The sequence below is a fragment of the Empedobacter sp. GD03739 genome (genome assembly GCF_029843245.1).
Lineage (GTDB): Bacteria > Bacteroidota > Bacteroidia > Flavobacteriales > Weeksellaceae > Empedobacter > Empedobacter falsenii_B.
Genome location: NZ_JAOCHX010000006.1, coordinates 37,955 through 51,225, shown reverse-complemented (window position 1 = coordinate 51,225; position 13,271 = coordinate 37,955). Strand labels below are relative to the sequence as shown.

Annotated in this window: 10 protein-coding genes; 3 read left to right on the top strand and 7 right to left on the bottom strand. The window is 34.8% G+C overall.

Annotated features, from left to right (window positions below):
* Positions 1 to 53: 53 nt before the first annotated feature.
* On the bottom strand, positions 54 to 836 hold the full coding sequence (locus tag N5E64_RS03450; protein ID WP_114999482.1) for an META domain-containing protein: 783 nt from the start codon (positions 834 to 836) through the stop codon (positions 54 to 56).
* 164 nt (positions 837 to 1,000) lie between these two features.
* Here N5E64_RS03450 and dnaG point away from each other — a divergent pair, with 164 nt between their 5' ends.
* The 3 genes from dnaG (at position 1,001) to N5E64_RS03435 (ending at position 4,485) form a co-directional block, all read left to right on the top strand.
* A complete protein-coding gene (gene dnaG, locus N5E64_RS03445; RefSeq protein ID WP_280035732.1) occupies positions 1,001 to 2,947 on the top strand; it encodes a DNA primase in 1,947 nt (648 codons plus the stop codon).
* A 247-nt stretch (positions 2,948 to 3,194) separates the two neighbouring features.
* A complete protein-coding gene (locus tag N5E64_RS03440) occupies positions 3,195 to 3,686 on the top strand; it encodes a septal ring lytic transglycosylase RlpA family protein (protein WP_280035729.1) in 492 nt (163 codons plus the stop codon).
* A 487-nt stretch (positions 3,687 to 4,173) separates the two neighbouring features.
* Positions 4,174 to 4,485, top strand: coding sequence for a hypothetical protein (locus tag N5E64_RS03435; protein WP_180906125.1), 312 nt, complete (start codon positions 4,174 to 4,176; stop codon positions 4,483 to 4,485).
* Between the two features lie 79 nt (positions 4,486 to 4,564).
* Here the strand turns inward: N5E64_RS03435 and N5E64_RS03430 are convergent, their stop codons facing one another.
* The 6 genes from N5E64_RS03430 to N5E64_RS03405 are packed head-to-tail and all read right to left on the bottom strand — an operon-like array spanning position 4,565 to position 13,191.
* The gene (locus tag N5E64_RS03430) at positions 4,565 to 5,902 is read right to left on the bottom strand and encodes a hypothetical protein (protein WP_125349738.1); all 1,338 of its coding nucleotides are present in this window, start codon (positions 5,900 to 5,902) and stop codon (positions 4,565 to 4,567) included.
* A gap of 18 nt (positions 5,903 to 5,920) precedes the next feature.
* Positions 5,921 to 6,601, bottom strand: a complete 681-nt coding sequence (locus N5E64_RS03425) for a cytochrome c (RefSeq protein WP_038336922.1) — start codon at positions 6,599 to 6,601, stop codon at positions 5,921 to 5,923.
* Positions 6,601 to 7,170 carry a DUF3341 domain-containing protein gene (locus N5E64_RS03420; protein ID WP_221627898.1) on the bottom strand — a complete coding sequence of 190 codons (570 nt, stop codon included), beginning with the start codon at positions 7,168 to 7,170 and terminating at the stop codon, positions 6,601 to 6,603. The genes N5E64_RS03425 and N5E64_RS03420 overlap by 1 nt, the downstream gene beginning before the upstream one ends.
* Positions 7,151 to 8,554 carry an NrfD/PsrC family molybdoenzyme membrane anchor subunit gene (nrfD, locus tag N5E64_RS03415; RefSeq protein ID WP_038336919.1) on the bottom strand — a complete coding sequence of 468 codons (1,404 nt, stop codon included), beginning with the start codon at positions 8,552 to 8,554 and terminating at the stop codon, positions 7,151 to 7,153. Before nrfD ends, N5E64_RS03420 begins: the two co-directional genes overlap by 20 nt.
* Before the next feature lie 34 nt (positions 8,555 to 8,588).
* On the bottom strand, positions 8,589 to 11,750 hold the full coding sequence (locus N5E64_RS03410) for a TAT-variant-translocated molybdopterin oxidoreductase (RefSeq protein WP_114999473.1): 3,162 nt from the start codon (positions 11,748 to 11,750) through the stop codon (positions 8,589 to 8,591).
* 22 nt (positions 11,751 to 11,772) lie between these two features.
* Entirely contained in the window at positions 11,773 to 13,191 is a 1,419-nt protein-coding gene (locus N5E64_RS03405) for a c-type cytochrome (protein WP_280035723.1), read from the bottom strand.
* Between the last annotated feature and the right edge of the window lie 80 nt (positions 13,192 to 13,271).

Genomic DNA, 13,271 nt, shown 5'->3' with positions numbered 1-13,271 from the left:
ATAAAAAAGCTGTCAAAAAATGACAGCTTTAATGATTTATGAATTGAATTTCATTATTTTTTCTTGAAAACCATTGTTTTAACATCATTTGCAAACAAAACTAATTTTCCGTCTACAATTTCGTATTTATTTACATTATTAAAACGCTCTCCAAAAGCATCAGAATCTACACCTTGACAAGCCATACGCGTTGTTGCGATGTTTTTTACTGTCAATGAATTGCCTACTGCTACATAAGCTCCTGTCAAATTATTACATCCATCATTACCTGAAACCTTGTTATTTTGGAATGTTAATGTAGGTTTTTGATTTGGGAAACGATCGTCTACTGATTTTGCACTTCTATCTTTACCAATAAATTCTTCTAATTCCCAAGAACCTGCTAAAGTACCAGGACGAACAAAAGTCATGATGACAATATCTCCTTGAATTAATAACAATTTATTATCTGAAATAGAGTATTTTAATTTTCCATTTAATTTTGAACTGAAATTAGAATCTTCAACATTTTGACAAGCTTTCATCGTAGACATCATATTACCAAATGTAATTTCATTTCCAGAAATTGTAACTCCTCCATTCAAAGTGTTACAACCATCCGAAGCATTTAACATACTATTCGAGATAAAATTAAGGTAAGGAGTTCCCATTGGATAAGCTTCTGCAATAGAACCTGCCTTCATAAAATTGATTTGGCTCAACTCCCATTTTCCTAAAATAGAGTTGTTATTTGTGTTTTCAGTATTACCTATCACATTATTTACAGTAGAACAAGATGTTAAAAATCCTGTTGCTAAAATTGCTGCAAAAGATATTTTTAAAATTGTTGATTTCATAAAATTTAATTTCAAGTTTCAGTCTAATAAACGAATATCATACCAAATCTCAAAAATGTTAAAATACATTTCTACAAAGGTTTTGAAAAGATGAAGCCAAGTAAAGAATTTGTTTTAATTTTGAGAATTAATTTGTTTACATAATTCTCAAAAAATAATTCAATTTGATTTCTCAAAGAACGATAGATATAATTTTCGAAACAGCTCGTGTAGAAGAAGTTGTTGGTGATTTTGTTACCTTAAAACGTGCAGGTTCTAGCTTAAAAGGACTCTCGCCTTTTGGTAATGAAAAGACACCTTCTTTTGTTGTTTCGCCTGCCAAACAAATCTGGAAAGATTTTTCTTCTGGAAGAGGTGGAAATGTTGTGACTTTTTTGATGGAAGTTGAACAATTTACTTATCCAGAAGCGTTGCGATGGCTGGCAAAACGTTATAACATCGAGATTGAAGAAGATGGTGAATATACTTTTGAGCAACAACAAGAAGAAAAAGACCGAGAAAGTTTATATATCTTGACTGATTTTGCGAAGAAATTCTTCACTAATCAATTGCATAATTCGGAAGAAGGAAATTTAATTGGTCTCAGTTATTTCCGTGAACGTGGTTTCACCAAAGAAACTATCGATAAATTTGAACTTGGTTATTCGCCAAAACAATGGGATGCTTTTGCTGAATATGCTTTAAAAAATGGTTATTCGAAAGAATTAATTGAAGAAGCTGGTTTAGCAACTTTCAAAGAAGATAATAAGAAATATGATAAGTTTCGCGAACGTGTTATGTTTCCTATTTATAGTTTTTCTGGTAGAACATTAGGTTTTGGTGGACGAATTTTGCGAAATGATGCCAAAGCTGCTAAATATTTAAACTCTCCCGAAAATAAAATTTATCATAAAAGTAAAACGCTTTACGGATTATTTCAGGCAAAGCAACACATTACAAAAGCCGATCAATGTTTTTTGGTTGAAGGTTATACAGATGTTTTGTCTCTGCATCAAGCTGGAATACAAAATGTGGTGGCGAGTTCTGGAACAGCACTTACAAATGAGCAAATTCGTTTGATAAAACGTTTGACAGAGAACATCATTGTGATGTACGATGGCGATAATGCTGGTATCAAAGCTTCTTTCCGCGGAATTGATATGATTTTGGAACAAGAAATGAATGTCAAAATTCTATTGTTACCAGAGGGCGAAGATCCGGATTCGTTTGCGAAAAAACATTCGACAACAGAAATCGAAGCGTATATAAAAGAAAATGCCTCCGATTTCATTCGTTTTAAGGCAAATGTTTTGTTGGAAGATGCGAAGAATGATCCTATCAAAAAAGCGGAATTAATTAGAGAAATTGTCAAATCGATTTCACTTATTCCGAATATTATCAAGCAGGAGGTTTACATTGCAGAAACTTCTAAAATTATGGAAATTCGAGAAGAAGTTTTGTTCAAAGAATTGGCTCAATTGCAAAATTCTGGCGATAAATCGACTTCTTCGTCTTCTCATATTACCGATAATGCGCGAACTAAAAAACCTGCTATTTCGGTTGTTCCGTCTACAAAAGAAGTCATCAATGTTCAGCAAACTGTAGAAAATGAAATCATTAAGTTGATTATGCAATTTGGTGATTTAGAAGTTGATTTGAAGAACGAGAACAACGAGCTATATAAAACAACAGTTAACCAAGAAATCATTTCTCAATTTGATGAAAACGAGTTAAGTTTGAGTAATCCACTTTATCAATCTATTTTAGAAGAAGTGAAAGTTGGTTTGGGAAATGATGAATTGCGAACAGGAACTTATTTTTCTCGATTAACCAATCCAGAAATTGTACAGCTTGCTTCGGAAATGATGTTAGAAAAACATAGTTTAAGCGAAAACTGGACAGTAAAGCAAGGCATCAACATTAAGAAAAAAGAAGAATTTGTGCACAAAGATTTATTTGATGTTTTACTTCGCTTCAAAATTATTTACATAGATAATGTGATTAAAGAATTGATGCATCAAACAAAAAATCCTGAATTATCAATCGAAGAAACGAGTCAAATTCTTCAACAAATTATGCATTTTACTGGATTAAAAAATATCTTAAATCAACATCTTAATCGCGTCATTTAATTTAACATTTACTGATTAAAATCACAACTCACTGACTAATAAATATTTACATAAAAATTACAAATAGTTCTTAAAAATTTTAATAAGTGACTATATTTTTAACTTATTGTTAACAATTCTTTCTAAAGCTACTAAACATAGACATTTAGGTCTCTTTTATTTTCTGAAAATCATTAGAAAAAACTATGCATGTACAAACAAAATCTATTATGCTTATTTTAGATAAAGATTCAGAAAGAACTAAAGAATGACAAAGAATATTTTAACATTATTAGTAATGCTGATGATTATCCCAATGGCTCAAGCTAAAGGAAAATCAAACTTTTCAATAGAAAATCCGTTACCAGTTACTATAACTAAAAATTTGAAACTTAATTTAATCAATAAATTTTCAGATTTTAATAAAACAGATAACACTGCGATTTCGGAAATTGTTGAAAAAGCTGGAAAAAAAGTAAGTGGAATTGTATCATGGTATGCTGATAAATTTCACGGTAAAAAAACTTCTAGTGGCGAGTTATATAACAAAAATAACTTAACTGCAGCCCACAAAACTTTACCATTCGGTACAAAAGTCAAAGTAACCAATACAAATAACGGAAAATCTGTTGTTGTAAAAATAAACGATAGAGGACCACATACAAAATCTCGTTTATTGGATTTGAGTAAAGCAGCGTTTACTTCTATAGGTTCTATTAATTCGGGAACATTAAACGTAGAAATGGAAGTTGTAGAGTAAAACAATTTTTAGATATTAAAAAAGAAAAGGATTGAACAATGTTCAATCCTTTTCTTTTTTAATCATTATGATGTTTATGATGCCCTTTCTTTTTATAATAATTCCCATTATTTTTCTTTTGTTGACCTGGTGCATATCGTTTTGCAGATTTATAACCGTGTACTTTTTTGTGTTGACCTGGTGGTAAGCTACGATGGTCATCATATCTTACTTCGTACTTCGGATATTTCTTATACTTCTTTTTGTGTTTATGCTGATGCTCTAATCCATATATAGTTGAGAACCATCACACGATACCAAAAATAAAGCAGCGAGGGCAAAAAACGCAATCAAGTTAATTTTTTTTAATACTATTAGTTTCATAATCATATTCATTATATTCACTTTGGGATAATACAATAACCTTACCAAAAAATACTTTACTATATTTTAATGAATATACTGATTGGAATAGTATTTGAGAATCAATAATTAAACTATTAAAATTATGAAAGAAAAAATCCAATACCGCTACAAAACAACAAACGAAGCCTTAGACGAACTAAAAGAAAATGGTTTTACGATTGACTATAATATCGAAAAAGATCAATTAAAACAAGCTCCTGAAATCTTTGATATCGTGTGTATTTATCGTTACGAAGGAATGTCTGATCCTGATGACGAATCTTCTGTTTATGGTATAATCAATAATCAAAACGGAGATAAAGGTGTTTACGTGGTTGGAAATTTATCAACAGATGACGATGTCGATCATTTCTTGGTTGATTTGGAAATAAAACGTAGAACAATTCAAGAATAAGAATATTACAATTATTAATCAAATAAAAAAGCTCGATGCAAATGCATCGAGCTTTTTAGATTTTATAACATCTTTCTAATTAGAAAGGATATTCATAAATTTTTGATTCGTGGAAGTAAGGGTGACCTTTTGCTTCTAAGTTTAATTTAGAAACTGCATTCATAACTACGAATGTAAATAATCCACCGATTCCAACTAATGCTCCAATTTCCATTAAACCAAAGTTGTGGAATGGTCCAACAGCTGCTGGCATAATTTGGTTGTAGAAATCCCAGTAGTGTCCAAAAATGATAACAAATCCCATCGCGAAAACGATTTGGTAACGACGTTTCATGCTTGATGAAATTAAAATCAAGAATGGGGCTACTAAGTTAATGATCAACATCCAGAAATATAATGGGTATTGCGCCATACGTTGTTGGAAGTATTGAGCTTCCTCAGGAATGTTTGCGTACCATTGTAACATGAATTGACAGAACCATAAGTAAGACCATAATAATGAGAAACCGAACATGTATTTTGTTAAATCATGTAAGTGGTTATCATTAAATAATGGTAAAGCGTTCTTTCTTTTTAAGTAGATAGAAATAATTGCCATAATAGAAACCGCAGAAACTAAGTATGAAACCATTCCGTACCACATAAATAATGAAGAGAACCAGTGTGGATCTAAAGACATCACGAAATCCCAAGCAAATGCTGCAGAACAAATTGCGAAAATCACTAAGTAAATTACTGATTTTTTGTACAATTGAGCGTACACTTTTAAGTCTCCGTTTGTCTCATCTAATTTGCGTGTTGCGTTTTTAATTACTGGTAACATTAAAGATAATACTACTAAGTAAATAACACAACGTATTAACCAGAAGTTAGGGCTTAACCAAAGTTGAGCTTTGTTTGCCATGTAGATATCATACTTCTCGCTATCAGGATTTATTAAATCAGCATCCATCCAGTGGAATAAGTGATTCATATGAAAATAAGATCCTAAAACGATGATAGCTACAAGTACAGAACCAACTGGTAAAAATGACGCGATAGCCTCCATAACACGAGATACTACCATAGACCAACCAGCGTTAGCTACGAATTGAATACATAAGAAAAACAAAGCAGATGCCGCAATACCAAACGATAAATAAGCTGGTACATAGAAAGCAGCCCAAGGTCTGTTTTTCAATAAATTTGTCAAATGCTCCATGTGTCCAGCATGATCTGTGTTCATAGATGCATAAGAATCTGAAATGTAGTCACCAAAAAATTGAGTTGGGTGAGCTTCAATCAAACCGTTAATATATTCAGTTGAATTAGCAACATCTTGTTGATGTAAGAAAAATCCTATCCCGTAAAGTACAATACCTATAACAGCTAAGATAAGTGATGCATTTTTTAATCTTGGGGAAAATGTATATTGCATAATAATTAACTTATTTTATTATTTATTAGTTGCTGTTTCAGTTTCTGTTGCAGGTTTTGCTTCAGCAGTAGCGTCTCCAGCAGGAGCAGCGGGAGCTGTCGTAGCACCTTTCAAACTCATTACATATTCAGCAACTCTCCAACGGTCTGCAGGAGTCAATTGAGATGCGTAAGAACCCATCGCATTTTTTCCGTACATAATTACATGATAAACAGAACCTACTGTAACATCTCTTTCGCTATAATTAGGAACACCTGAATAAGCTTTAGATTTTACAATTGAACCTTGTCCATCACCAGCTTCACCGTGACAAACTGCACAATTTTGTCCAAACAATAACTTACCTCTTTCTAAGTCTGCAGCTTTGTTAGCCGCATTCAAAGGAGAAACAGTTACTGCTTTTGCTTGTGCATAACCAGCGTTATTGTTTTTGAAAGTCCATGGTAAAATATCACCATCTGTTCTTGCAACAGCACCTTCTACAGATTCTAATGCAGACATATTATGATTTTTACTTAATACAGGAACTTCAGAGTTTTCTTCGTCATGAGGGTAACCAAAAGTTGCCTTTTCATAAGGATCATATGCCGTAGGATAATACATATCTGGCATATATACGATACTTGCGTGACGTTTTTTATCAGAACAAGAAGTGATAATAATACTTCCTAATCCTATAAGTAATGCTATCTTTTTCATTATGCTTCTTGTACTAAATTGTTAACACTTGGTTCTACGACTACATCACCTTTTACAGTTACTTCTTCAGCACCAGTTTCTACAAATACATTTTTGATTTTCTCAACATCAGCTGTTCTGATTTCGATTAAGAATTTATCATCTGTTGTACGTGGATCTGGGTTTTTAGCTTTAGCACCTGGGTACATTTTGTTACGCACTAAGTATGTTAATGACATAAAGTGCGCTGCACAGAATACTGTCAACTCGAACATAATAGGAACGAAAGCTGGCATATTCTCACCCCAAGAAAAAGATGGTTTCCCTCCAATATCTTGAGCCCAGTCATGGTTCATAATAAACCATGTCATCAAAGATGCTAACGTTGTACCAAATGCACCGTAGAAGAAAGCAAGGTCAGAAATACGAGTTTTCTTTAATCCTAAGGCTTTATCTAAACCGTGTACAGGGAAAGGTGTATATACTTCATCTATCGTAATACCTTGTTTACGAATAGATTTTACTGCTTTTAATAAATCATCATCGTCTCCGTAAAGACCATAAACGATTTTAGTGTTCGTGATGCTCATCTTCAGTATGATGTTTTTTATAGCTTTCGCCTGATGATTTCAAAATAGTTTTTAATTCAGATTGTGAAATAACTGGGAATGTACGTGCGTACAATAAGTATAACACAGAAAAGAATCCCATAGTACCTAAGAAGATACCTACGTCTACCCATGAAGGCATAAACATTGTCCAGCTCGATGGTAAATAGTCACGAGATAAGTTGATAACGATAATATCAAAACGCTCGAACCACATACCGATGTTAACTACGATAGAGATAACGAATGTCCAGAAGAAGTTTCTTCTGATTGGACGAATCCATAATAATCCTGGTACTAAAACGTTACAGATAATTAACGCCCAGAATGCCCACCAATAAGGTCCTGTTGCTGCTCCTGGAGAGAAGTATGTAAAGTCTTCGTAACGAGATCCTGAATACCAAGCGATCCATAACTCTGTTAAGTATGCTACTGCAACCATACCACCTGTTACAACGATTACAATGTTCATGTACTCGATGTGTTTACGTGTGATATAATCTTCGTAGTGTAAAACTTTACGCATTACACTTAATAATGTTTGTACCATCGCGAAACCAGAGAAAATAGCTCCAGCAACGAAATATGGAGGATATACTGTTGAGTGCCATCCTTTGATTACCGACGTTGCGAAGTCAAAAGATACAATCGTGTGTACCGAGAATACTAACGGTGTACATAAACCAGCTAATACCAAAGATAACTCTTCGAAACGTTGCCAGTGTTTTGCTCCACCACCCCATCCGAATGATAAGATTCCGTAGATTTTCTTAGCGAATGGTTTTGTTGCACGGTCACGTACCATAGCGAAGTCAGGAATTAATCCCATCAACCAGAAAACTGTTGATACAGAGAAATACGTAGAAATCGCGAATACGTCCCATAATAATGGTGAGTTAAAGTTAGGCCATAAAGATCCAAATTGGTTAGGAATTGGGAATACCCAGTACATTAACCATGGACGACCCATGTGAATTACAGGGAATAACGCTGCCTGTACAACGGCGAAGATTGTCATGGCTTCCGCAGAACGGTTAACCGACATTCTCCATTTTTGACGGAATAATAATAAAACGGCTGAGATTAACGTACCAGCGTGACCGATACCTACCCACCATACGAAGTTGGTGATATCCCAACCCCAGTTAATCGTTCTATTCAATCCCCATACACCAATACCAGTTCCTACTGTATAAGCAATTGCTCCAACACCAAAGATGAATGCAACCATTGCTATACTGAAACATGTCCACCACAATTTACTTGCTGGCGTCTCAATTGGACGAGCAATGTCTACTGTGATATCGTGGTAGGTTTTATGTCCTAAAATAAGGGGTTCTCTTACCTGTGATTCGTAATGTGACATATTTGTTTACCTTATTAATTCTTTACTAATTTAATTAAGCTTGTTCTTTTCTGTTTCTAACTTTTACTTGATAGATAACGTTTGGTTTTGTACCAATTTCTTCTAATAAAACATAAGAACGTTTATCTTTCGATGCTGCTCTTACTTCAGATTTATCATCATTGATATCACCAAATTTCATCGCACCTGTTCCACAAGCAGCAGCACAAGCAGCAGCAGCCATAAACTCTTCGTCTTTAACTACTCTGTTCTCTTTCTTAGCTTTTAAGATTGCAGCTTGAGTTTGTTGGATACAGAATGAACATTTCTCAATTACTCCTCGTGTACGTACAACAACATCTGGGTTAAGTACCATACGACCTAAATCATTGTTCATGTGGAAGTCGTATTTATCATTGTTCGCCCAGTTAAACCAGTTGAAACGACGTACTTTATAAGGACAGTTATTTGCACAATAACGAGTACCAACACAACGGTTATAAGCCATCATGTTTTGACCTTGACGACCATGAGATGTTGCACCTACTGGACACACAGTCTCACAAGGAGCGTGGTTACAGTGTTGACACATTAATGGTTGGAAAATCACATCTGGATTTTCAGCCTCTGGCTTAATTAAACGTGTATATTGTTGTGGCTCGTTATCTGGATCTAATTCTAACGCTACTTTCTGAGTTAAACGTCCATTAGGATCGTTATAAGTTACATCAGAGTAGTAACGGTCAATTCTTAACCAATACATATCTCTCGACATACGCATTTGCTCTTTACCAACAGTTGGCACGTTGTTTTCTGCTTGACAAGCAATTACACACGCTCCACATCCTGTACAAGAGTTCATATCAATTGTTAAATTGAAGTGAGGCCCTGTAGAACGATCAAAACTAGCCCATAAATCTACTTCACCTACTGGAGAATCTCCTCTCCATGTTGGCATCTTCGCAACTGGATTCCATTCTTGACGATCTGTGTTGATGAAATCTGCTAAAGAAACTTCTCTTGCGATTTCGTAACGTCCCATCAATGTTGGTTGTTGTTGCATGTTAGCAAATTCGTGTTTATCTGAACGAGAAGATTTTTCGATCTTAACGTTAGATGCACCTACATTACCAGTGTATAATGCGAAAGCGTTAACCCCTACATTATTTGCAACTTTACCAGCTTTTGTACGACCGTAACCGAAAGCTAAACCTACAGTTCCGATTGCTTGACCTGGTTGGATGAATACTGGAACATTTTCTAAAACTACTCCATTAACAGTTAAGTTTACATACTCACCGTCAAATTGCATTCTTCCGTTTGTAACGTTGTAGTTATCTTGAATTTTGATTCCTAATTTTTCCGCATCATTTGGATTAACTGTTAAATAGTTATCCCAAGAGTTACGTGTAATTGGATCTGGTAATTCTTGTAACCAAGGATTGTTTGCTTGTGTACCATCTCCTAAACCAGCTTTAGAATAGAATTGAATCTCCCATTCTGTCGCTTTACCAGCAGCTAATTTTGTAGCAGCAGCTGCAGCAACACCAGTGTTAGCAGTAAATGTAGAAGTTTCAGTCGCTTCATTATAACCATTGTATAATGCTTTGTTGAAATCTACACCTAATTTTGGTAAAATAGCTGATTCCCAGTTTTGTTTTACATATAAGTAATATGGAGAAACTTTTTGTCTAGTTGCAGAAACCGCCATCACCATAATTGGATCATTTGGATCTTCTACTTCTGTTACTTTAGTTACTCCTGTCATCCATGCGATTAATGAATCTTGGAATTGACGAGAATCAAATACACGTGGAATTGTTGGTTGTTGTAATGAATAAACACCTGTTAATGGGTTGAAATCATTCCAAGACTCTAAACCGTGAGTAACTGGAGCAATAACGTCCATTACTGATGCAGTTTCGTCTAATTTTTCAACTAAACCAACTTTAAGTCCAATGTTTTTGAAAGCTGCTTCAATTTCTTTTGCATTTTTAGCATTGTAAATTGGATTTGTTTGGAAGTTTAATAAAACTCCAACTTGTCCAGCTTTAGCTTCTGCAACAAATTGATTAAATACAGCGTCGTTAGACTCTTTTAATAAAACAGCTTTATCAGAAACTGCAGCTGATCCTAACAATTGGTTAATTGCGTATGCAATTGCGTATGCTTCTTTCGAACCATCAGCCATAACAACCGCTTTAGAACCTTTTGCTGTTAATTCAGCAGCAATAGCTAATGCTTCTTTAGATGAAGCTGAACCACCTGCTAATTTATTATAAACTTCAGCCAATACTTTTTCAGTATCAGTTGGTTTTAATGGATAACGTGTATCAGCATTTGCTCCTGTTAAAGATAAAACAGATTCTACTTGGATGTGACGCATCATTTTTGCTCCTGGTTTACGAGCAATACCATAATCACCTTCCATTCCACCACCATTATAATCACCTAAGAAATCTGCGTTGAAAGAAACAACTAATTCAGCATTCTTAAGATCGTAGAATGGCAATTCTCTTTTTCCATAAACTTCTTGCGCTGCGTCTAATGCATTCGTAGAAGAAATTGCATCATAAACAACGTGTTGAGTTGTTGGATATTTTGTTGCAAACTCAGCAATCAACTTTTTAGTTGTTGGTGAAGGTAAAGATGAAGTTAAAATAACTACTTTTTTCCCTCCTACTGATGCTAATGCTTTTGTTACACGGGCATCAAGCTCTTTCCAAGATGTTGCTTTGAAGTTTTCACCTGCGTTTGTTAAAGGTGATTTTATTTTATCAGAATCGTATAATGATAATACAGATGCCTGAACACGTGCATTTGTAGAACCATAATATTTTGCGCCTTTGTTTGCATCAATTCTAATAGGACGACCTTCTCTTGTACGTACTAATACGTTCGCGTAATCGTATCCATCAAAAATTGTAGATGCATAATAAGTAGGTACACCAGGCATAATGTTTTCTGGTTTCACTACATAAGGAACAGATTTTACGATTGGAGCTTCACAGGCTGCTAAAGTAACAGCAGCTGTACTGAACCCTAAAATCTTCAAAAAGTCACGTCGTGAAGTTTGACTATTCTCCATGGCGTTATCATTCCCTAAGAAATTATCTACAGGAATTTCTTCTGCAAATTCGTTGGTAGTTAACTTTTCATTTAATGTATTGTCAGTTAACTCCTCAAAACTTTTCCAGTAATTTTTCTTCGAAGCCATTTATACTCCTCTCTTTTTTATATTAATAATGACATTTACCACACTCTAAACCTCCGATAGCATCAACTGTAATCTTAGTTGCGTCACCGTACTGTTTTTTCAGTTTTTCGTGTAGTTCTGCGTAATATTCTTTGTTATACTCGTTGTCCATATCTACCTCAGTAGTTCTGTGACACTCGATACACCATCCCATTGTGAAATCATTCGCCATTTTCACTTCGTTCATTTCATCAACACGTCCGTGACATGCAAAACAAACTTGGTCTCCTGATCCAATGTTCAATTCTTTAGCATTTGGAATAGTTCCATCTTTAATCGCTTTCTTAATCGCTTTCTCTCCAGCTACAACGTGTTGTGCGTGGCTAAAGAATACGAAATCTGGCATATTGTGGATACGTACCCATTCGATTGGTTTTTGTGGACCATCGTATTTGTTCGTTTCTGGATTCCATCCAATAGCTTTATACATTTTTTGGATTTCTCCTGTATAGAAATTCTTAACTGCTTCCTCATCAGCGAATTTACCAGAAGTGATTAATTCTTCTTCGAAGTAATCTCCTTTGTATTCTTTGATTGTTTTGTGACAGTTCATACATACGTTTGGTGAAGGAATTCCAGACACTTTACCGTATTTAGCAGAACTGTGACAGTACTGACAGTCGATACCTTGTACACCTGCGTGAACTTTGTGAGAGAAATAAATTGGTTGTTCCGGTTCATAACCTTTATCAACACCAATTCCCATTAATCCCCAATACACGTTGTACAATGCAAAGAATGCTAATACTGCGATTAACACACCACCAACTTTTTGGTATTTCTGAAAGAATTCAGCAAAAGAAAAAGCTACTCTTTCAGTTTCTGCATTTAATTCCTCTGTAGCTGTCGCTTTAACTAATGCATTAACGCGAACCAAGATCCACAATAATAATACCGCTAAAACAACAAAACCTACTGCAATTACTCCTGAATTAGCTCCACCTCCGTTTCCGGCAGCAGCAGCTTTAGCAGCAGCAGCTTCTTTCTTTTTTGCAGCTTTTGCATCATCAAAAGCCTTTTTACCACCATCAGGATCGGCAGTATACGCTAGAATATTATCAATATCACCTTCTGATAAGTTAGGGAAAGCTAACATTTCAGTGTTATTGTAATCAGCATAAATTTTGTTTGCATACGCATCTCCTGATTCACGCAAAGCTTTGTTGTCCTTAATCCAAGCGTGTAACCACTCTTTTCCAAGTCCAGCTTCTTCTTGTACGCGTTTCTCAACATTACGTAATTCCGGCCCAATTAATTTACCATCAATCTGGTGACATGCAGTACAGTTGGCTTCGAATAATTCGTAACCTTTTCCTGCATCTTGGGCATTTGCTAGGGAGAACGTCGATAGTATTATCGCGCAGCTCCATAAACGTATTCTTTTTAGAAATCTTGCCTTCATTTACTTAAATAATCTCAGTTCGTTGTTTCTTTTAACTCGTTTTTATTTGAACACTTAACTAACAGCAAAAATAGCTTCAA

Excerpts from the sequence above, each read along its gene's own strand:
- N5E64_RS03425 (WP_038336922.1), bottom strand. The coding sequence starts at position 6,601 with ATGAAAAAGATAGCATTACTTATAGGATTAGGAAGTATTATTATCACT.
- N5E64_RS03450 (WP_114999482.1), bottom strand. The coding sequence starts at position 836 with ATGAAATCAACAATTTTAAAAATATCTTTTGCAGCAATTTTAGCAACA.
- nrfD (WP_038336919.1), bottom strand. The coding sequence starts at position 8,554 with ATGTCACATTACGAATCACAGGTAAGAGAACCCCTTATTTTAGGACAT.
- N5E64_RS03440 (WP_280035729.1), top strand. The coding sequence starts at position 3,195 with ATGACAAAGAATATTTTAACATTATTAGTAATGCTGATGATTATCCCA.
- N5E64_RS03405 (WP_280035723.1), bottom strand. The coding sequence starts at position 13,191 with ATGAAGGCAAGATTTCTAAAAAGAATACGTTTATGGAGCTGCGCGATA.
- N5E64_RS03430 (WP_125349738.1), bottom strand. The coding sequence starts at position 5,902 with ATGCAATATACATTTTCCCCAAGATTAAAAAATGCATCACTTATCTTA.
- N5E64_RS03410 (WP_114999473.1), bottom strand. The coding sequence starts at position 11,750 with ATGGCTTCGAAGAAAAATTACTGGAAAAGTTTTGAGGAGTTAACTGAC.
- N5E64_RS03420 (WP_221627898.1), bottom strand. The coding sequence starts at position 7,170 with ATGAGCATCACGAACACTAAAATCGTTTATGGTCTTTACGGAGACGAT.
- N5E64_RS03435 (WP_180906125.1), top strand. The coding sequence starts at position 4,174 with ATGAAAGAAAAAATCCAATACCGCTACAAAACAACAAACGAAGCCTTA.